Source organism: Pseudomonas simiae, from assembly GCF_900111895.1.
GTDB lineage: Bacteria > Pseudomonadota > Gammaproteobacteria > Pseudomonadales > Pseudomonadaceae > Aquipseudomonas > Aquipseudomonas simiae.
This window is the reverse complement of the sequence record NZ_FOKB01000004.1, coordinates 116,658-138,815: the sequence shown is the minus strand read 5'-3', so window position 1 is coordinate 138,815 and position 22,158 is coordinate 116,658. Positions and strand designations below refer to the sequence as shown.

The 22,158-nt window shown below is 59.5% G+C and carries 10 protein-coding genes; 7 read left to right on the top strand and 3 right to left on the bottom strand.

Features of this window, described 5'->3' with window-relative positions:
- Positions 1-204 precede the first annotated feature (204 nt).
- The 3 genes from BMZ57_RS14200 to BMZ57_RS14190 form a co-directional block, all read right to left on the bottom strand.
- On the bottom strand, positions 205-6,606 hold the full coding sequence (locus BMZ57_RS14200; protein ID WP_254668483.1) for a hypothetical protein: 6,402 nt from the start codon (positions 6,604-6,606) through the stop codon (positions 205-207).
- Between the two features lie 123 nt (positions 6,607-6,729).
- Positions 6,730-7,677 (bottom strand): AraC family transcriptional regulator, encoded by a 948-nt coding sequence (locus BMZ57_RS14195; protein ID WP_045792219.1) that lies wholly within the window; start codon positions 7,675-7,677, stop codon positions 6,730-6,732.
- A 72-nt stretch (positions 7,678-7,749) separates the two neighbouring features.
- Positions 7,750-9,039, bottom strand: coding sequence for a glycosyltransferase (locus BMZ57_RS14190; RefSeq protein WP_042571564.1), 1,290 nt, complete (start codon positions 9,037-9,039; stop codon positions 7,750-7,752).
- 158 nt (positions 9,040-9,197) lie between these two features.
- Between BMZ57_RS14190 and tpx the strand changes: the two genes are divergently transcribed.
- The 7 genes from tpx to BMZ57_RS14155 all read left to right on the top strand — a co-directional run bounded on the left by tpx (position 9,198) and on the right by BMZ57_RS14155 (position 22,155).
- Positions 9,198-9,698 carry a thiol peroxidase gene (gene tpx, locus BMZ57_RS14185; protein ID WP_010210749.1) on the top strand — a complete coding sequence of 167 codons (501 nt, stop codon included), beginning with the start codon at positions 9,198-9,200 and terminating at the stop codon, positions 9,696-9,698.
- Between the two features lie 232 nt (positions 9,699-9,930).
- Positions 9,931-11,232, top strand: a complete 1,302-nt coding sequence (locus BMZ57_RS14180; protein ID WP_010210748.1) for an MdtA/MuxA family multidrug efflux RND transporter periplasmic adaptor subunit — start codon at positions 9,931-9,933, stop codon at positions 11,230-11,232.
- On the top strand, positions 11,229-14,330 hold the full coding sequence (locus tag BMZ57_RS14175) for an MdtB/MuxB family multidrug efflux RND transporter permease subunit (protein ID WP_021491764.1): 3,102 nt from the start codon (positions 11,229-11,231) through the stop codon (positions 14,328-14,330). Before BMZ57_RS14180 ends, BMZ57_RS14175 begins: the two co-directional genes overlap by 4 nt.
- The gene (locus tag BMZ57_RS14170) at positions 14,327-17,434 is read left to right on the top strand and encodes an efflux RND transporter permease subunit (RefSeq protein WP_021491763.1); all 3,108 of its coding nucleotides are present in this window, start codon (positions 14,327-14,329) and stop codon (positions 17,432-17,434) included. Before BMZ57_RS14175 ends, BMZ57_RS14170 begins: the two co-directional genes overlap by 4 nt.
- Positions 17,431-18,978 carry an efflux transporter outer membrane subunit gene (locus tag BMZ57_RS14165; protein WP_069672647.1) on the top strand — a complete coding sequence of 516 codons (1,548 nt, stop codon included), beginning with the start codon at positions 17,431-17,433 and terminating at the stop codon, positions 18,976-18,978. The genes BMZ57_RS14170 and BMZ57_RS14165 overlap by 4 nt, the downstream gene beginning before the upstream one ends.
- Positions 18,979-19,257: 279 nt before the next feature.
- The gene (locus BMZ57_RS14160; RefSeq protein ID WP_010210743.1) at positions 19,258-21,354 is read left to right on the top strand and encodes a putative bifunctional diguanylate cyclase/phosphodiesterase; all 2,097 of its coding nucleotides are present in this window, start codon (positions 19,258-19,260) and stop codon (positions 21,352-21,354) included.
- Positions 21,355-21,408: 54 nt separating this feature from the next.
- The gene (locus BMZ57_RS14155) at positions 21,409-22,155 is read left to right on the top strand and encodes an SDR family oxidoreductase (RefSeq protein WP_044287062.1); all 747 of its coding nucleotides are present in this window, start codon (positions 21,409-21,411) and stop codon (positions 22,153-22,155) included.
- Positions 22,156-22,158 lie beyond the last annotated feature (3 nt).

The window sequence follows — 22,158 nt, the reverse complement described above, 5'->3', positions numbered from 1 at the left end:
TGTCAGGAAGAGTGTGCGTTGATTACAGCCTTCTAAAGGCGATGTGACAAATCCTTGGGAACACTGGTACTGATACTTTTTTGCACTTCATTCGCGGCTGGGTAAAACGTTTCAGTGATTGTTCAGGCGAAGGCATAGGCCCGGCGGGCCTGGGCAAAAAAAGCGCTGCTATCGGATTGCGTGCACTTTTCGCCCGGCGAGGGATCAGGGGTTGATATAACCGTGAGGATAGGGGGTCTTCGGTTTCACGATAAGAGCATCCATCCAGTTCTTTTCCAGTGGGCTTATAGGCTTGTTGCCCTCGACTATTTTTATGCCATGGCGCTCCCACTGAGTCATGACCTCTTTCAGTTTTTGCGTGTACTCCCGAGCGGGGCTGGCAATACCGGCCCACGGGTCGACAATCCAGGCATCCGCCCATTCCGGTTCCGAGAAGTCGACTGTTCCTGCAGGTATCGCGGACGGGCCGCCTACCACGGTAAATGCATGAGCGTCTGAGGCTTTCCATTCGTAGGCATTGCCACCGCTCTTTTTGATGATGTCCCTCGACAGCAGGGCCATTTCTCCGCAATTGCCGGCGCCGGCTTTCAAAATTATGTCAGAGCGATTCCGCGCACTGCTGGGAATGCTTCGACGCAACCATTCGACGGTCTGGTTGGCGGCGTCTGCGCGCGCAATATCCGATGCTGAGCGTATCTGATTGCCTGGGCCTAGCCCGGTGGCCGTCATGGAACGGGTCACCGTGTCTTTTACCTGCTGCGCCAGGAATTTGTTCTGCTGCTCGGCTGTTAAAGTCGAGTAGTTCGCGGGAGTTGTCAAAGCGGTTACTCGATTTGGCTTCAGGGCGATATTCGTCTTGCCAATCGCTTCGCTACGTTGCAATTGATAGAGCACCTCGCGCTGTTGCTCCTTCGTCATGTTTTTAACGAAGGCCCCTAACTCATCGACATCTTTTTTCTGGTAACCCGACCGCTTCAGTTCTGCCAGCGCCGAGTCCAGTTTGGGCAGGGCGATGAATTCGGTATCCAGTGGTGTTCTGGACACGCCTTGGCGGATGCTGAATTTATTCCGATAACCATTGACGAGCGATATGTCGTTGGGTGTGGTTTTAAAGAATTTGAGTTCGCCGGATGACGCTGTATTCAGCTTTGCGTAATAAAACTGTGCGGTGTCCGCCTCGATCACCAGGTATTTTTGGGAGTCCCCAGGCGTTCGACCGTGAACAATGACCGCACGAACTTCGCGCTTGTCGTCACTTATATCGCTGATGCTGTTGAGCTTGATAACACGCGTTTCCTGGTTCAGTGCTTCGTTGGTTTGCCCAACGTAAAAGCCAAACTGTGGATCATGTTTGATGCTGCCGGTGATCAGCGATTTGTAAGTGATGGGCTGCTTGTCCAAGGTCGGGTGAAGGTGTGGCCCCGTTTCGCCATCAATCACTTTGTAGCGGCGTCGTTCGAAGACGACAAATTGATCCTTTCTCAGAAACTTCGACGGCGAGGGGAACAAGCGCACGTGCTCAAGCGCTTGCAGTTCCTGGGTCAATTCGTTGGGCGTGTTTTCAACGATCTTGGAGAAGCAGGTGTCATTGGCGCCACGTTTGATTCTGCCGCCGACGGACGGCGCCTCACAGATCGCCTCGAAATTATCCAAGGGCCTAAAGTGGTCGGCCGACTCCAAGTCCGTGAGCACACTGGGATTTTTGGCGTCGTAACGGTATACCTTGCCCTCATTGACCAGGTCGAAGCCATTGGCGCGGGGGAGGGTGTACGCATCGGCGGCCAGGGGCTTTTCAGTGACCAGGGCTTGAGTGCCACTGGAGAAAGTCTCTTTATGCAGGGGGGCTGATGTATCCGAGATAAACCCTTCCAGGGCGGGGCCATAAGCCGCCTGTGTCTTGGCGTCGTAGGCGTACCATTTACCGTCTTGGAATACCGTGCTGACCTTGACTTGGTTGTGGGTGCCGGAACGTATGACCCTGCCCTCGGCCATATCTGCCGTTTGCGCTGCAAGGTGGCTTTCCTGCATTCGGCTCAATGCGTTGATCGAATTCGAGGTGCTGGCGGCAGTTATATCCTTGAGAGCAATGTCCTCGGCTTCATCTGCGCCAAACTTTTCGACAAACTTGGCAGAGACCTTGGCCGTCGCCCACGCAGCACCTGTTTTTGCTAGCGTCCATATTTTCCCAGCGCCTTCGGTAGCCACATAGAGCGCGATATCAACGAGCAGGTCACCTGCTGCTTTGGCGTATTCACCGTGATAAAGATCTTCAAGGCTGCTGCTGCCTGGAATGGCGCGTAAGAGGCCTTTGAAGAAGTCGCTGGGTTCTACGCCATGTTCAACTGCATTGTGCAATCCACGGTGGCTACCGACAAACGTACTTTTGCGCAGGTAGACCGTGTCAACCAGCACCTTGGCGAGGTCCTCCATTCTGTTGCTGTCGTAAACGGAAGATGCGTCACTTGCACTGCGTTCAAGGAAGCGCCTTTCACGTAACTCAGGGCGTTTGTCACCGTCTGTGGTCTCGTTGAGGATAAATTGTTCGCTTTCCCTTAATACAACATCGCAGGTGACGCCCTGTTTGGGCTCCGTGCCGTTTTTGAGCGCATCCATGTCGAGAGCCACGCTGACTTTTTTGTCTAGCGGCGTTGATGGATCAATGTCGGGAATTCTGACTATTTGCCCGGTTGCCGGATAGACCGCGAAATCCCGCCTCACGCCTTCGTAAACGGATGTGATGATGATGCCACTGGCGGTCCCTTCCACTTGCAGAAGTTCCACCGTTCCAAAGTTAAGGCTATTGCGCTCCTCCAACGGCAACTTGCTGAGCATGTCTTTGAACAGGGAAATCGTATGGCGCCTGCGCGGGGTGAAGTCTTCCTGGATGGCGTTGTCGAATTGCGCGTTGATATCTGGCAACTCGTGTGCTTTTTTGCGCAGGTCTTCGACGTTCAGGCCTGGTTGTTGTGTACTCCAACTTTCACCCAGGCGGCCAGCCTCATAGACCTCGACGATGCTTGCGTTAATACCGGAAAAGATCCCGCCCGCCACCTTTTCCCATAGAACCGGCCTCTCAAAATCGATGCTTGCGCCAAACTTTTCTTTCAATGCCGCCAGGGCCATGGCCCTTCTGCTTGGGGGGGCGACGGTTCGCAGGTAACGTTTGGCTTGCGAGGTCTCATTGATCTGAGTATTGAGTTTTTCCTGGCTGTCGTTCAGCTGCTCGAGGCTATATTCGTCGTTGTTGTTTTTCCCAAGATGGTTATTGATGACGGCCCAATCAATCACTGGGTTCAGTTGGGCGACGGCCTGCAGGCGGTTTTCCTCTGCTGAAATGGGCTTGATGTTATGAAAGTCCATGACTTGCTGGTAAGTCATGTTCGCGCTGGCACCGGCGGCTATCAGTTCGATTCGATTTACCGCACTTGAAAAGTTGACCCATTCTGGGGAACCAAGCTTCAACGTCGACGGTAGGTCTTTGACCAGCAAATGTGGCGCTGCACCGGACATCAATAGGCGGGTGACTGCCGGACGAAGGTGGGTCGGGACCTGTTGGGTATCAGCCAAATGTTGGCTTAAAAGCTCACTGAGCTTGCCAGCACCTAAGCCCCAGTTCGCAGGCCACATGAAGTCGAAACCTGCAACGCGATTGCGCTGGGTGCCGGCCGTTGGATCAAGCGCTAGCACAAGCGCGGTCAATAGCCATTGCTTTAGGCTGGTTGGGGTAGCAGCGCCCTTCATTGCGGTTTGCAAGTGTGTGGCGAGCTCCAGGGCGATGTCACTGGAGAGGAGCTGTTGCAGTGCCTGATCAGGGTCGCTGCTCAGGTTGGAAACCCCGGAACTCAAGAAGCTGAGAAGGGTGCTGTGGTTTCCAATAGACGTTTTGACGAGCTCACCCACCGCGCTGCGTTGCTCAGCACTCAACGGTAAGTCAGTGGACAAGAAGCCCCATTGGTTGCCCAGGGCAGGTGCCTGCGGGATCTGGGTTTGCAACGCCTGTAACAAATTATCGACCTGTGCGGCCGACGTGGCGCCATACCAGCCGTGGTCTGACAGAAACTTCTGGAGTGTCGTGGTGCCCTTGGGCTGGTGGCTAGAGTCCGGATCCACCGTAAAGCGGGTTGTGGCGTCGTTATCAACATTCCCGAATTTAAGCTGATGAATCAGCGCATGCCTGTCATTGCTGTCGCCTAACGCGATTTTGCGCTGGTTCAACCAGCTCACGATTTTCCCTGGGTTTTCAGGTGGCGTTGGAAATGCCAATGTTCGGCCCATCAGCTCCGTATGGCGTGTGAACGCCTCGCTGTCGTAGTCGGTACTGATGGAATAAAAATTGGCCAACCATTCAAAGGATGCGCTGCTGTCGTTGGCCTGAGCCAGCGTGATCGGTTTTCCATGTGCGGTGAATGCCTCGGCAGCGGTCAACACTGGGGTGAGTACGTCAAAATGCTGTTCCGGGTATCTTTTCGTAAAATCAGTGGCTGTAAAGCGTTGCTCAACGCCGTTGACCTTACCGATCAGTGCGCGGTCCGTTGGGTCAAAGCGCAAGGTACTTAGGTCGATGCCCTGTTTCGCGGCCCACTCGGTAAAGCCGCTGCTTTTCAGGGCTTTGTCCAAGTAAGCGCGCCATTGTCCGAACAGGCTGTTGGCCGGGACCGGCTCAACCTTTTTTGAGGCAGGGGGCGTCGGGTCGCTCTTGAGCTCAAGCATCACGCGATGCGCAGTGTCGATCAGTTCGCCTTCGGCGCGTGCCAGGATGTCTTCTGGGGTGTCGAGGTCTGGTGCCGCGTTTACGGGCGGTGCGGGGTCGCTCTGTGGCACATTGACCTTGGCTGCCGCCGCCAGGGTTTCAAGCGGCGAAAGGTTCATTGGCTTCCCAGTGAGCTGTGAGATGACGGCCTGCTGCACCTCGCGCACGCTGAGCGAGCGGGCATCGTCAGTGGGTGTACCCACCAATGCCTTGAAGCCGTCGACTTGGGTGATTTCGGCACTTCTGCGCAGACTCCCTTCGCGCGCTCTTCGCGCCCAGCCAGGGTTAGGAGCGTCATTTTGAGGCGGTCCTTCTTCCGCGTAAAAACGCAGCACCTCTGAAACCTCTGCAGAGTGTGCACTCGGATAGAAGACGTAATCGCCTGAGCCTGTCGCCATACGTTCTACCGCCAGTTGTACTTGCGGCCAGACCTCGGACCAACCGGAGAGGTCGTTCAACACGAAGGTGGTTTCGACGCCATTGACTGTGCCTTTTAAGGTCCCGTCCGCCGCATTGATCCGGACGCTCGACACTTCAAGATTTTTTTCCTGTGCGAACGCTGTAAAAGCAACGCCGTTCAGCACATCCTTAAGGTTGTTACGTACCAGGTTGAAGGTCGAATATTCGGGGAGTTCTTCAATCTTGATCCCAAACAACTTGCCCATCGCTTGGCTGCTCAGGCGGGCCAGGGCCTGATCGGCGTCCTTGATCTTTTGTGCCACCGATGCGGGCTCGAAACCGGCCAGTAGTCGGTTCAACTGAGGCGGTGGCAGGTTTGCGACCTGTTGTTTTGCCTCTCTTTGGCGCTGTTGGACTGGGGCGTATTGAGCCGCGTAGTAGGTATCGGTGTTACTTATCGAATGGAAGTTTCTCTCTTTCATCAGCCAGTCGATCGCTATCAGCGTGTCGTCGCTGTTGTAGCGGGGCGCGCGCTCCAGATAAAAGCTTGCGACGTCCTCCGCGGGTGCATGCTCGCGGTCGTGGAACGTGATGTCCCCGCGCATTTTTCTTGCCGCAGTCAAAACCGCAGATGAAGCGGCGGCCCATTCAGGATTTTGTGCCAAAGAGAAGCTGAAGGTTTGATTGTTCCTCTGGCCGGTCAGGTCTCCATTGGCCTTAATGACAAGACTGGAAATATCAATGCCTTTGGTTTGGGCAAAGGTTTTGAAAGGCTCCGCGTCGAGCGCGTCAGCCAGTTCGTTCCAGGCGAGGCCGAACGTTGAGCTGGGCGGTACAGCAATTGGGACTGCACGAGCAGGGTTGTATGGGATTGCATCCACCCGAATGCGGATCAAATAATTGGCAAAATTAATCGCCAGTTGGCTGTCGCTGTCTTCAACCAGAGCATTGGCGAACTGCTGGATTGAGGTGTTACCCGCGTTTTGCGCAGGGTGGGCGTTTTGCAGTTCTCGGCGAACTCGAGAAAAACCAATGCCGTTGTTGGGCATGGCACGCGCCGGGCTTTGGAGTATGTCGTCAATCAGTTGGGTGTAGGTTTTTTGCGGATTGAGCGCGCTCGGCTGGTTCAGGAGCCGTTCGACTTCGTTGTGCAGTGCTCTTTCGTCTGTGAGTGTCTCACCGGCGCCTTGTATCAATTGACTGATCTGTTCGGCCAGACTTGGCTGCTCGTCGGTCACCGTGTATCTGAGCAGGTCAAGTATTCGCTGCGGGGCGTGTTTCGGCATATCGACTGCGTATTCGGGCTGCGGGCGGTCTCTATGCCTGTTTTGACGAGCCTGAAAAAGTCTGATGACGTTGGAGGCCACCGAATGTTCATCGGCTGCGTGCAGGCTTTGTAGTGTGGGGGCCGTGGGCGTAATAGAGGTGGCCAAGCGAACGCGGTGAACGCCAGTCATAAGTGGAGGGCCTTATATCTGTGTGTGAACATACGCCATCCAACGAATGAAAAAGAAGCGTTGGGCGTGTGTTCACTAAGTGGCTTGGCACTTCGTAAGGTTCCATTGCGTGAAGGCCACGGTTTAAGGCCCTGATCTGTAGCCGTTTGCTGGTGTCGTAAGGTGCTGGCCGCGGTTTTCTTCGGTGAGCCGTTGCACTGCCAGGCGTCGGTAGTGGGAGGGTGTCATGCCCTTGAGTTGCTGAAAGCGCCGGTTGAAGTTGGAGATGTTATTGAAGCCCGACTCGAAGCACACATCGGTCACGGCCTTGTCGCCGTCTGCCAGCAATTCGCATGATTTGCTGATGCGCAACCGGTTCACAAATTCGATAAACGTGCGCCCGGTGGCCTGTTTGAATACTCGGGAGAAATAGGTGGGTTTCATTCCTAGATATTCCGCCACTTCCTCCAGCGGCAACTCACGGGCGTAATGGGCGAAAATGTAGTCCACCGCGCGGTTGGTGCGGTCGATGCTGTGCTCGTCGGCCAGCTGCGGGGTAGTGGCACCCGACAGCAACTGGTAGTCCTCACACGCACTCAAGGCTTCCAGCAGGATAAAGAAGTGCCCCAGGCGCGCCATGCCCTGGGCGTCCTCGATGCGTTGCATCAAGGTCATCGCCTGGGTAATCGTGCGTTTGCAGCGAAACTCGATACCGTATTGCGCACGCTCCAGCAGCGGCGCCAAGGTCTTGAGTTCGGCGAAGATCTGGCTGCCACCTTCAAACAGCTCATCGGTGAAATTCACCAGCATGTCGCGTTTGGGCACCACCTCGTCTTCCTCCACCTGGCTGATCCAGTTGTGGGGCAGGTTGGGACCGGTGAGAAACAGGCTTTCCGGGTAGAAGTTACCGATGTAGTCGCCGATGAACACCTTGCCGGAGCTGGCGACGATCAGGTGCAGTTCGTATTCCTTGTGGAAGTGCCAGCGCACCAGCGGGCAGGGGAAACCATGCTGGCGATAGATGATGGACAGGCCGTTGTGGTCGTCCATCAGCTCGTAGGAAGGGTCGGTGATTCGCGTTGCTCGGGTCATGCTGCCGTCGCTTTATTGTGGTTGCTGCCTTGGATAATGCCCCCTCGCACGCGACCTCGCCAGCACTCGTGTTTATACGATGCGGTTTTTCGCCTCGATCCACTGGGACATGTATTGCGTACTTTTATGGGCGTGATGGCGCAGCATGCTGCCGGTGAAGTTGTCCCGGCGATGGGCATTCAGATGGCTGCGGCACTGTTCCAGGCAGGCCACCAGCGCCGGGCCATGCATGGCCTGGTCATAGCGGCGGGCGAGCAGTTGGCGGCCATTTTCTTGGGCCAGGGTCCAGCGTTCGCGGTTCTGGTAGAGCGCCACGGCAGCCGCCGCCAAGGCAGGTGCGCTGTGTTCGATCATGCCCGGCCACGGCTGTTCATCACCCATGGCCTCGGCGCCGATAGGCGTGGTGACGTTCGGCGTGCCGCAGAGCATCGCGTCCGCCAGTTTGCCCTTGATGCCGGCGCCGAAGCGCAGGGGCGCCAGGCAGATACGCGCGGCGGTCATCACCTGCAAGGCATCTTCGGCCCAGTTCATGACATGAAAACCCTGCGTCGGGTTATGCAAGGCGGTGGCTTTGGGCGGGGTGTAGGCGCCATAGATGTGCAACTGCGCCCCCGGCAACTGCTGGCGGATCAGCGGCCACAGGCTGTTTTTCATCCAGAGCACCGCATCCCAGTTGGGCGCGTGGCGGAAGTTGCCGATGCTGAGAAAGTGCGCGCGGTCTTCAAACGGCGCGAAGGCTTCGGTCGGCGGCTCCACCATCAGCGGGCACCAGTGGAGCAGGGCGGGTGGCACCTTGAAGTGCTCGGTGAGCAGGCGGATTTCCACGTCGGAAATCATCAGGCTGATGTCGCAACGGTAGATGGCCGCGATCTCGCGCTTGGCCAGGTCGGTATCGGCCATCAGTGTGAACTCTGCCTGCAGTGCCGGGGAGAACAAGGCACTGAAGTCGTCGCTGTCGGGGTGCGCCTTCAAGTGATCCTTGAACCGCTGGTGACGTGCGTCGCGCAGGCTCTGCAAGTCGGAGGTTTCCAGCACGCGCAGGGCGCTTGGGCAGCATTTCTCGACGCGCCAGCCGAACTGTTCTTCCATCATGAAACGGTCGAACAACACGATATCCGGGGCCAGATCGCGGATAAAATCATCGAAACTGCTGTTATTGAGCTCGATGGCGCACTCGGCGATACCCAGGGCAGGCAAATCGGCCTTGTGTTCCCCAATCGTCGCTGGGCTGCTGAAGGTGATGTCCCAACCTTGTGCAAGAAAGCTTTCAAGGATCTGCATCATATGCCCGCCTGCGGCCGAGGAGCGGGGTTCCGGCCAGACGTATCCAATGACCAGGACTTTGGTGGCAGGGGCATTCATCGACATCGTTTTCCTTGAAGGGCTGGGCGCAAAGCGCGCAATTAAACCATAACCGAAGGCATGACAATTTATCGCTGGCGGTAGGTAGACGCCGTAGTTTGTGGTTAACTTCGACCTCTCGAATTCGTTAAACCCACATCAGCATAAGGATTCCGTTCATGGCTCAAGTCACCCTTCGTGGTAACCCTGTCCAGGTTGAAGGCGAATTGCCGAAAACCGGTTCCACCGCTCCTGAGTTCAGCCTTGTTGCTGTCGACCTGTCGCAAGCGTCCCTGGAAACCTTCGCCGGCAAGCGTAAGGTCCTGAACATCTTCCCAAGCGTTGACACCCCGACCTGCGCCACTTCGGTGCGCAAGTTCAACGCCCAGGCCAACGACCTGAGCAACACGGTCGTGCTGTGCATTTCCTCTGACCTGCCGTTTGCCCAGAAGCGTTTCTGCGGCACTGAAGGCCTGGACAATGTGCTGAGCCTGTCGGACTTCCGCAACGCCGACTTCGCAGTGGACTACGGCGTTTCGCTGGCTGACGGCCCGCTGCAAGGCCTGACCGCCCGCGCCGTGGTGGTGCTGGACGAAAACAACAACGTGCTGCACAGCGAACTGGTGCCTGAAATCGGCCAAGAGCCTAACTACGAAGCAGCCCTGGCTGTTTTGAAGTAACTGTTTCGGTACGTTACTGTCGTTTTGCAGTAACACGCGTGATGCAAGATTGCGGCCTGGCCTAGTCCAGGCCGTTTTTATTTGTAGCTCAGATGCTTAGCGAAACCGCCGTAGGACTAAGTCGCATAAGTTAAAAGTTGTAAGCCCAAGGTAAATAGCCGGTAAAGGCGCTTTTCTAAATGCGCCCCAGTGCTTATCTTTCAGCCTCCCCAAGAAGAAGCTCTCGCGCCCAATGGTTGATCACTCCATGCAATCCTCCCCCCGTAAGTCCCGCCGCTGGCTGTTCGGCCTGCTTGTGTTGCTGGTTATCGCCGGCCTGTGCTGGAAATTCTGGCCCGGCAGCCATAAAGACGGCGCCGAGAAGCCCGCGGGGCATGCCGGCAAAACGGGGATGATGCGCCCAGGCTTCGGTGGATCCACCGGCCCGGTGCCAGTGCGTGTGGCGCCTGCGGTGCTGGGCGAGTTTCCGGTGTACTACAAGGCGTTGGGCACGGTCACCGCACTCAACACCATCAATGTGCGCAGCCGGGTGGGCGGCGAGCTGGTGAAGATCGCCTTTGAAGAAGGGCAAATGGTCAAGGCTGGGGATCTGCTCGCCGAGATCGACCCGCGCAGCTACCAGAACGCCTTGCTCCAGGCCCAGGGCACGCTGATGCAGAATCAGGCCCAGTTGAAAAACGCCCAGGTCGACGTGCAACGTTACCGCGACCTGTATGCCCAGGACAGTATTGCCAAGCAGACCCTGGACACCGCTGAAGCGCTGGTTTTGCAATACCAGGGTACGGTCAAGACCAACCAGGGTGCGGTGGATGACGCCAAGCTCAACCTCGAATTCACCAAGATCCGCGCGCCCATAAGCGGCCGTGTCGGCCTGCGTCAAGTGGACGTCGGCAACCTGGTGGCGGCCAACGACACCACGTTCCTGGCCGTGATCACCCAGACCCAGCCGATCAGCGTGGCCTTCACGCTGCCGGAAAACACCCTGGAAACCGTGCTCACCCGCTACCACGCCGGCAACAAGCTGCCGGTGGAAGCCTGGGACCGTGGTGATGTGAAGCAACAGGCCGTGGGTGTGCTGCAAAGCCTGGACAACCAGATCGACGTGACCACCGGTACCCTGAAATTCAAGGCACGCTTCGATAACAAGGACCAGGCGCTGTTCCCCAATCAGTTCGTCAATGTGCACCTGCTGGCCGATACCTTGCACAACGTAGTGCTGGCGCCGTCGGCGGCGATCCAGTTCGGCAACACCGGTACCTTCGTCTACGTGCTCGACGGTGACAAGAAGGTCAAGGTGCAGCCCCTGGTGGTGGGTGATACCGACGGCGACAACACCGTGATCAAAGAAGGCCTCAAAGCCGGCGACCGCGTGGTCCTGGAAGGTACCGACCGCCTCAAGGACGGCAGCGAGATCGAAGTGGTGAACGACAGCAGCGAAGTGCCGACCACCCCGACCGAACACCTGCAAGGCAAGCCAGCGGCGAAAGGGGAGACCGGCACCACCGCCGGCAAGGCGCAAAAGGTCGGTTCATGAACCTGTCGCGGCTGTTTATCCTTCGCCCGGTCGCCACCACGCTGAGCATGCTGGCCATTGTTCTGGCCGGCATCATCGCGTACCGCTTGCTGCCGGTGTCGGCCTTGCCCCAGGTGGATTACCCGACCATCCGGGTGATGACCCTGTACCCCGGCGCGAGCCCGGACGTGATGACGAGTGCGGTCACCGCGCCGCTGGAACGCCAGTTCGGGCAAATGCCGGGCCTCACGCAGATGGCCTCCACCAGCTCCGGCGGTGCGTCGGTGCTGACCCTGCGTTTCAACCTCGACATCAATATGGATGTCGCCGAGCAACAAGTGCAGGCCGCGATCAACGCTGCCACCAACCTGCTGCCCAAGGACTTGCCGGCGCCGCCGGTGTACAACAAGGTCAACCCGGCGGATACCCCGGTGCTGACCCTTGCGATCACTTCCAAGACCATGCTGCTGCCCAAGCTCAATGACCTGGTCGACACGCGCATGGCGCAGAAAATCGCGCAGATCAGCGGCGTCGGCATGGTCAGCATCGCCGGCGGCCAGCGCCAGGCCGTGCGCATCAAGGTCAACCCCGAAGCCCTGGCAGCCAATGGCTTGAACCTGTCGGACGTGCGCACGCTGATCGCGGCGTCCAACGTCAATCAGCCCAAGGGTAACTTCGACGGCCCAACGCGGGTGTCGATGCTCGACGCCAACGACCAGTTGGTCTCGCCCCAGCAATACGCCGAACTGATCCTCGCCTACAACAATGGCGCGCCGCTGCGCCTCAAGGACGTGGCGCAGATCGTCGACGGCGCCGAAAACGAACGCCTCGCCGCCTGGGCCAACCAAAACCAGGCCGTGCTGCTGAATATCCAGCGCCAGCCAGGGGCCAACGTGATCGAGGTGGTGGACCGCATCAAGGCGCTGCTGCCGAGCATCACCGACAACCTGCCGGCCGGCCTCGATGTGACGGTGCTCACCGACCGCACCCAGACCATCCGCGCCTCGGTAAAAGACGTACAGCATGAATTGCTCATCGCCATTGCCCTGGTGGTGATGGTGACCTTCCTGTTCCTGCGCCGGGTCAGCGCCACGCTCATTCCGTCCATTGCCGTACCGCTGTCCCTGGTGGGCACCTTTGGCGTGATGTACCTGGCGGGGTTCTCCATCAACAACCTGACGCTGATGGCATTGACCATCGCCACCGGGTTTGTGGTGGACGATGCCATCGTGATGCTGGAGAACATTTCCCGTTACATCGAAGAAGGCGAGACCCCGCTGGCCGCCGCACTCAAGGGCGCCAAGCAGATCGGCTTCACCCTGATTTCCCTGACCCTGTCGCTGATCGCGGTGCTGATTCCCCTGCTGTTCATGGCTGACGTGGTGGGGCGCTTGTTCCGTGAGTTCGCCATCACCCTCGCGGTGGCGATCCTGATTTCCCTGGTGGTGTCGCTGACCCTCACGCCAATGATGTGCGCACGCTTGCTCAAGCGCGAACCCAAGGAAGAAGAACAAAGCCGTTTCTACAAGGCCAGCGGCGCCTGGATCGATTGGTTGATCGCGCGTTACGGCAGCATGTTGCAGTGGGTGCTCAAGCACCAGCCGCTGACCCTGCTGGTCGCCATCGCCACCCTGGGCCTGACCGTGGTGCTGTACCTGGTGGTGCCCAAGGGCTTCTTTCCCGTGCAGGACACCGGGGTGATCCAGGGTATTTCCGAAGCGCCGCAGTCAATTTCCTTCGCCGCTATGAGCCAGCGCCAGCAGGAATTGGCCAAGATCATCCTGGCCGATCCGGCAGTGGAAAGCCTGTCTTCCTACATTGGCGTGGACGGCGATAACGCGACCCTCAACAGCGGGCGCCTGCTGATCAACCTCAAGGCCCACGGCCAGCGCGATTTGAGCGCTGCCCAGGTGATCACGCGTTTGCAGCCGGAAATCGATAAGCTGGTGGGTATCCGCCTGTTCATGCAGCCGGTGCAGGACCTGACCATTGAAGACCGCGTCAGCCGCACCCAGTACCAGTTCAGCATGTCCTCACCCGATGCCGAGTTGCTGGCGTTGTGGAGCGACAAGCTGGTGCACGCGTTGAGCCAGTTGCCCGAACTCACCGACGTTGCCAGCGACCTGCAGGACAAGGGTTTGCAGGTGTACCTGGTGATCGACCGCGATGCGGCTTCGCGCCTGGGCGTCAGCGTGTCGACCATCACCGACGCATTGTATGACGCGTTCGGCCAGCGGCAGATTTCCACCATCTACACCCAGGCCAGCCAGTACCGTGTGGTATTGCAGGCCCAGTCCGGCGAAACCCTGGGGCCGGAGGCGCTGAACCAGATCCATGTGAAAACCACCGATGGTGGCCAGGTGCGCCTGTCCAGCCTGGCCCATGTGGAACAGCGTCAGGCCCAATTGGCGATAGCGCATATCGGCCAGTTCCCGGCAGTGATGATGTCGTTCAACCTGGCCCCCGGCGTTGCGCTGGGCAAAGGGGTGGAACTGATCAACCAGACCCAGAAAGACATTGGCATGCCGGTGGGCGTGCAGACCCAGTTCCAGGGCGCGGCCCAGGCCTTCGAAGCCTCGTTGTCGAGTACCTTGTTGTTGATCCTGGCGGCGGTGGTCACCATGTACATCGTGTTGGGCGTGCTCTACGAGAGCTATATCCATCCGATCACCATTCTCTCGACCTTGCCGTCGGCGGCCGTGGGCGCCTTGCTGGCGTTGCTGCTCAGTGGCAATGACCTGGGCATGATCGCGATCATCGGCATTATCTTGCTGATCGGTATCGTCAAGAAGAACGCGATCATGATGATCGACTTTGCCCTCGACGCCGAACGCAACCAGGGCCTCGACCCGCAGACCGCGATCTACCAGGCGGCACTGCTGCGCTTTCGGCCGATCCTGATGACCACCCTGGCTGCGCTGTTTGGCGCGGTGCCGTTGATGCTCGCCACGGGATCCGGTGCCGAATTGCGTCAACCCTTGGGCTTGGTGATGGTCGGTGGTCTGCTGGTCAGCCAGGTGCTGACTCTGTTCACCACGCCGGTGATCTACCTGTACTTCGATCGCCTTGGCCGTCGCTGGCGTAAAGAGCCGCAAAGCCTGGAGCCGGTTGAGTCATGAACCTGTCCGGACCTTTCATTCGTCGGCCGGTAGCGACCATGCTGCTGAGCCTGGCGATCATGTTGCTGGGCGGTGTCAGCTTCAACCTGCTGCCGGTGTCGCCGCTGCCGCAGATCGACTTTCCGGTAATCGTTGTATCGGCGAGTTTGCCCGGCGCGAGCCCTGAGGTGATGGCGTCTACCGTGGCCACGCCGCTGGAGCGCTCGTTTGGCTCGATTGCCGGCATTACCACCATGAGCAGCTCGTCGAGCCAGGGCTCTACTCGGGTAATCCTCGCATTTGACTCCGACCGTGATATCAACGGCGCAGCGCGGGAAGTGCAGGCGGCAATCAACGCCTCGCGCAACCTGCTGCCCAGCGGTATGCGCAGCATGCCGACCTACAAAAAGATCAACCCGTCCCAGGCGCCGATCATGGTGCTGTCGCTGACCTCGGACGTGCTGCAGAAGGGCCAGCTGTACGACCTGGCCTCGACCATCCTTTCGCAAAGCCTGTCCCAGGTGCCCGGTGTGGGCGAAGTGCAGATCGGCGGCAGTTCGTTGCCGGCAGTGCGCATCGAGCTGGAGCCCAAGGCCCTCGACCAGTACGGCGTGGCCCTCGACGACGTGCGCAACACCATCGCCAACGCCAATCAGCGCCGGCCCAAAGGTTCACTGGAGGACAGCCAGCGCAACTGGCAGATCCAGGCCAACGACCAGTTGGAAAAGGCCAAGGACTACGAGCCGCTGCTGATTCGCTACCAGAATGGCGCGGCGTTGCGCCTTGGCGATGTGGCCAAGATCAGCGACGGCGTTGAAGACCGCTACAACAGCGGCTTCTTCAACAACGAACCGGCGGTGCTGCTGGTGATCAATCGCCAGTCTGGGGCCAACATCATCGAGACGGTCAGGCAGATCAAGGCGCAATTGCCGGCGTTGCAGGCGGTGTTGCCGTCCAGCGTCAAGCTGAGCCTGGCGATGGACCGTTCGCCGGTGATCACCGCCACGTTGCACGAAGCCGAAATGACCTTGCTGATTGCCGTCGGGCTGGTGATCCTGGTGGTGTACCTGTTCCTGGGTAACTTCCGCGCCTCGCTGATTCCTACCTTGGCGGTGCCGGTGTCGCTGGTGGGTACCTTTGCGGTGATGTACCTGTACGGTTTTTCGTTGAACAACTTTTCGTTGATGGCGTTGATCCTGGCCACCGGCCTGGTGGTGGACGATGCCATCGTGGTGCTGGAGAACATTTCCCGGCATATCGACGAGGGTGTGCCGCCGATGAAGGCCGCGTACCTGGGGGCCCAGGAAGTCGGCTTTACCTTGCTGTCGATGAACGTGTCGCTGGTGGCGGTGTTCCTGTCCATCCTGTTTATGGGCGGGATCGTCACCAACCTGTTTCGCGAGTTTTCCATCACCTTGTCGGCGGCGATCATTGTGTCGCTGATCGTCTCGCTGACCCTGACCCCCATGCTCTGCGCACGCTGGCTCAAGCCCCATGTCAAAGGCCAGATGACCGGTTTGCAGCGCTGGAGCCAGAAGATCAACGACCGCATGGTCGCAGGCTACGCCACCAGCCTGGACTGGGTGCTGCGCCATCGTCGCCTGACCCTGCTCAGCCTGTTGCTGACCATCGGCCTGAATGTGGCGCTGTACGTGGTGGTGCCGAAAACCTTCATGCCGCAGCAGGACACCGGCCAGTTGATCGGTTTTGTGCGCGGCGACGATGGGCTGTCGTTCAGCGTGATGCAGCCGAAAATGGAAACCTTCCGCAAGGCGGTGCTCAAGGACCCGGCGGTGCTCAGCGTGGCCGGCTTCATCGGCGGCAACAACGGCACCAACAATGCGGTGATGCTGGTGCGTCTGAAGCCCATCAGCGAGCGCAAGATTTCCGCCCAGGCGGTGATCGAGCGCCTGCGCAAGGACGTGCCGCTGGTGCCGGGCGGGCGGCTGTTCCTGATGGCCGACCAGGACCTGCAATTCGGCGGTAGCCGCGACCAGACCAGCGCCCAGTATTCCTACATCCTGCAAAGCGGCGACTTGGCGGCACTGCGGCTGTGGTACCCGAAAGTGGTGGCCGCCTTGCGCGAGCTGCCGGAACTCACCGCCATCGACGCCCGCGAAGGCCGGGGTGCGGCGCAGGTCACGCTGATTGTCGACCGTGACCAGGCCAAGCGCCTGGGCATCGACATGGACATGGTCACGGCGGTGCTCAACAACGCCTACAGCCAGCGGCAGATTTCCACCATCTACGACAGCCTCAACCAGTACCAGGTGGTGATGGAGGTCAATCCTAGATACGCCCAGGACCCGATCACACTTAATCAAATGCAGGTGATCACTGCCGATGGCGCGCGGGTGCCGTTATCGACCATTGCCCACTATGAGAACAGCCTGGCCGACGATCGCGTCAGCCACGAAGGCCAGTTCGCCTCGGAAAACATCGCCTTTGACATGGCCCCCGGGGTGACGGTGGAGCAGGGTACGGCCGCCATCGAGCGGGCGATTGCCAAGGTCGGGTTGCCGGAAGACGTGATCGCCAAGATGGCCGGCACCGCCGATGCCTTCGCGGCCACGCAGAAGGGCCAGCCGTTCATGATCCTGGGGGCGTTGGTGGCGGTGTACCTGGTGCTGGGTATTCTGTATGAGAGCTACATTCACCCGCTGACGATTCTTTCGACCTTGCCGTCAGCCGGCGTCGGCGCGATGCTCGCGATTTACCTGACCGGTGGCGAGTTCAGTCTGATCTCCCTGCTGGGGCTGTTCCTGCTGATCGGCGTGGTGAAGAAAAACGCGATCCTGATGATCGACCTGGCCTTGCAGTTGGAGCGCCACGACGGCATGAGCCCGCTGGAGTCGATTCGCAGTGCCTGCCTGCTGCGTTTGCGGCCGATCCTGATGACCACTCTGGCAGCCATCCTCGGTGCGTTGCCGTTGCTGCTGGGCGCGGGCGATGGCGCGGAAATGCGTCGCCCCTTGGGCCTGACCATTATCGGCGGCCTGGTGTTCAGCCAGATCCTGACCCTCTACACCACCCCGGTGGTTTACCTCTATCTCGACCGCGCGCGCCATCGCTTCAACGCCTGGCGCGGCGTGCGTACCGATGCTGCCCTGGACACTGCGCTATGACCGATTCAATCAACGCCAATGCACCGCAGTCCCCTGTAGGCGCCGGCTTGCTGGCGAAAAACTCACCGTCACCGCGTACTTTCAGGCTGTGCGCGTTTTCGTTGACGACCTTCGCGAGCAAGCTCGCTCCTACAATGGGATTGGCGTTGTTGCTCAGTGCTTGCGCTATTGGCCCCGACTACCAGCGCCCGGAAGTCGTGGAACCGGCGCAGTTCAAGGAAGCCCAGGGCTGGCGTCAGGCTACCCCTAGTGACTCCCTGGCCCGTGGCGCCTGGTGGGAACTGTACGGCGACCGCCAGCTCAACGACTTGGTGATGCGCCTGAACACGGCCAACCAGACCGTGGCCCAGGCCGAGGCGCGCTTCCGCCAGGCCCAGGCGCTGGCGCGCAGTTCCCGTGGCGCTTTTTACCCCACCGTTGACCTTAGCGTGGGGAAAACCCGCGCCAGTCAGGGCACCGGCAGCAGCAACGCGAGCCTGAGCAGTTCCAGCAGCGGCATTCGCGACACCCTCAATGCCCAGTTGGGCGTGAGCTGGGAAGCGGATATCTGGGGCAAATTGCGTCGCGGCCTGGAAGCCAACGAAGCCAGCGCCGAAGCCAGCTCGGCGGACCTGGCGGCGATGCGCCTGAGCCAGCAATCGGAACTGGTGCAAAGTTACCTGCAACTGCGCGTCATGGATGAACAGACGCGCTTGCTGCAAGCCACGCTGGAGACCTATCAACGCTCCCTGCAAATGACTGAAAACCAGTACCGGGCCGGGGTCTCCGGCAAGGACGCGGTGGCCCAGGCACAAACCCAGCTCAAGACCACCCAGGCCAGCCTGATCGACCTGATCTGGCAGCGTGCCCAATTGGAAAACGCGATTGCCGTGTTGATCGGCGAGGCACCGGCCAACTTCAACCTGGCGGTGAGCAAGGATATCCCGGCACTGCCGCAGATTCCGGTGAGCCTGCCGTCGCAATTGCTGGAACGCCGTCCGGACATCGCCTCGGCCGAACGCTCGGTGATCGCCGCCAACGCCAATATCGGTGTCGCCAAGGCGGCCTACTACCCGGACCTGAGCCTGAGCTTGGCCGGCGGCTACTCCAGCAGTACCTACGCCGACTGGATCAGCCTGCCGAATCGCTTCTGGTCGGTGGGGCCGAAACTCGCCATGACCCTGTTTGACGGTGGCCAGCGTTCGGCGGAAGTCGACCGTACCGTGGCCTCCTATGATGAGACGGTGGCCAAGTACCGCCAGACCGTGCTGGATGGTTTCCGCGAAGTGGAAAACTACATGGTGCAGCTCAAGGTGCTGGAAGACGAGGCGGTGGTCAGCAACGAAGCGCTGGAGGCCGCACGTGAATCGCTGCGCCTGACCCAGAATCAGTACAAGGCCGGCCTGATTGCCTACCTGGACGTAGTCACCGTGCAAGCCACGGCCTTGAGCAACGAACGCACGGTGCTGACCTTGCTGCAGACGCGCCTGGTCGCCAGCGTGCAATTGATCGCCGCATTGGGCGGCGGTTGGGACGGGCAGACACCGATCGCGGACAAAAAATAAACATAAACCGAGCCATTGTGGGAGCGGGCTTGCTCGCGAATGCGGAGTGTCAGTCACTGAACATTTGACTGATTCACTGCCTTCGCGAGCAAGCCCGCTCCCACATTCGGCCGCAACTGACCCTCGGATTCGAGTAGCTGTTGAGCCATATGATTGACGTCAAAATGCCACTAATGGCGCTCTGATAATTAATCAACTGTTCAATAATTATTCTCGCTACAATCGCCCGCTTTGCCACCTGGTACGGGCGTCTTAGTCCCGTTGTGCACGAGAAGTCCCATGCTCATCGGTAGTTATTCACCCTCCCTGGTCGTGATCTCGCTGTTCGTGGCGATCCTGGCTTCCTACACCGCGCTGGACCTGTCCGGACGCATCGCCACCGCCAATGGCCGCACTGTCTATTTATGGATAACCGGCGGCGCCATCGCGATGGGCGTAGGGGTCTGGTCGATGCACTTTATCGGCATGCTGGCGTTGCGCTTGCCGTTTGCCTTGGGCTTCGACCTGGGGATCACGGCGCTGTCGTTGTTGATCGCGGTGTTGTCGAGCGGCTTTGCCTTGTGGCTGATCAGTCAGCCGCGTTTGCCTGCCTGGCAACTGGCGTTTGGCGCGCTGGTCATGGGCACCGGCATTGCGTGTATGCATTACACCGGCATGGCCGCGATGCGCATGACGCCGGGCATTGACTATGACCCCACTCTGTTTGGCGCTTCGTTGTTGATCGCCGTCGCGGCGTCTGGCGCTGCGCTGTGGATCGCCCATAACTTGCGTCGTAACGCGCCGTATGTGCGCCTTGCGCGTGGGGGCGCCGCGGTGGTGATGGGCTTTGCCATCGTCGGCATGCATTACACGGGGATGGCCGCGGCACGTTTCGCCGATGACAGCGTTTGCGGTGCTGCACTGAACGGCTTGAGCGGCAAGGGGCTGGACAACCTGGTGCTGGTGACCACCCTGGCCGTGCTGGCCATCGCCTTGCTCACCTCGTTGCTCGATGCACGCCTGGAAGCGCGCACTGCAGTGCTGGCCGATTCCCTGACCCTGGCCAACCAGGAACTGACCCACCTGGCCCTGCACGACATGCTCACGGGCTTGCCCAATCGCACCTTGTTGGCCGATCGCATTCAACAGGCCATGCAGGTCGTGAAAGAGCAGGGCGGTTGCTTCGCGCTGATGTTTATCGACCTCGACGGCTTCAAACCGGTCAACGATGCGTTTGGCCATCACATGGGTGACCAATTGTTGCGTGAGGTCGGCCTGCGCCTGCGCGAAGACTTGCGCAGTCAGGACACCTTGGCGCGCATTGGCGGCGATGAGTTCGTGTTGCTGGTGCAACTGACCCAGCCGGACGATGCCCTTGGCCTTGCCGAGCGCCAAGTGATCCTGATCAACCGAGCGTTCCAGGTGGCCGAGCATGAGCTTAAGATCTCTGCCAGCGTGGGCATCGCCATGTTCCCGGGCAACGGCCACAACCCCCAGGAATTGCTGATGAACGCCGACGCCGCGATGTACCACGCCAAAGGCATGGGCAAGAACGGCTACAGCTTCTTTGATGCCTCGATGAACACCAATGCACGCAAGCAATTGCAACTGCTGCAGGACCTGCGCAATGCGGTGGAGCAGGAGCAATTCCGCTTGTACTACCAGCCCAAGTGCGACGCGGTCAGCGGTATCCCGGTGGGGGCCGAGGCCCTGCTGCGCTGGGAGCATCCGCAACAAGGGCTACTGCTGCCGGCGATGTTTATCGAGCTGGCGGAAAAGACCGGCCTGATCATTCCGATCGGTGAATGGGTGCTCAACGAGGCCTGTCGCCAGATGAGCCTGTGGTACGCCCAGGGCTACGAAGACTGGCGTATTGCCGTGAACCTGTCGGCGTTGCAGTTCTGCCACGCCGGGTTGGTCAAGAGCGTGGCCGACGCCCTGGAGCGGCACCAGTTGCCGGCCAATAACCTGACCCTGGAAATCACCGAAACCACTGCCATGAGCGACGCCGATGCGAGCATGACCGTGTTGCAGCAGCTGTCGGACATGGGCGTCGATTTGTCCATCGACGACTTCGGCACCGGTTATTCCAGCCTGATGTACCTCAAGCGCCTGCCGGCCAACGAGCTGAAGATCGACCGGGGGTTTGTACGCGATCTGGAACACGACAGCGACGACGCCGCCATCGTTTCCGCCATTGTCGCCCTCGGCCAGGCCCTGGGGCTGCGCATTGTCGCCGAAGGCGTGGAAACCGATGTGCAGCAGAGTTTCCTCACCCGGCTGGGGTGCAACTCCCTGCAGGGGTATCTGCTGGGCCATCCGTTGCCGGCGGAGGGGTTCATGACGGACATCCAGCGCGCCGAAGAGGCGGTAGCGCCTGACAAAAGCCGTGCGTGACGGTTATTCTTGGATCCAACCCTTAGCATCAGGTTGAATCAGGAGACCGCACCCATGGACAAAGTCGTCATCATCACCGGAGGCAGCCGTGGGATTGGCGCCGAGACGGCCTTGCTGGCCGCCCGCCAGGGCTATCGCATCTGCATCAACTACCAGTCCGACGAAGACGCAGCCCATCGTGTGCTCGAACAGGTGCGTGCGCTGGGTGCCCAGGCCATTGCCGTGCGCGCGGATGTGAGCATCGAGGATGAAGTGATCGCGCTGTTCCATCGGGTGGACGCCGAGTTGGGCCGTGTCACCGCATTGGTCAACAATGCCGGCACGGTGGGGCATAAATCCCGCGTGGATGAGATGTCCGAATTCCGCATCCTGAAAGTCATGAAGACCAACGTGCTCGGCCCGATCCTCTGTGCCAAGCATGCGGTGCTGCGCATGTCGCCCAAGCATGGCGGGCAGGGTGGTAGCATCGTCAACGTGTCGTCAGTGGCGGCTCGCTTGGGTTCGCCGGGTGAATACGTCGACTACGCGGCCTCCAAAGGCGCACTCGACACCTTCACCCTGGGCTTGTCCAAAGAGGTGGCGGGTGAGGGTATTCGTGTCAACGCCGTGCGGCCTGGCTACATCTTCACCGACTTCCATGCCCTGAGCGGCGACCCCGACCGGGTCAGCAAGTTGGAATCCGGTATTCCCATGGCCCGGGGCGGGCGCCCGGATGAAGTGGCGGAAGCGATTATCTGGTTGCTCTCGGATAAGGCGTCTTATGCCACCGGGACGTTCCTCGATTTGGGCGGTGGTCGTTAAGCA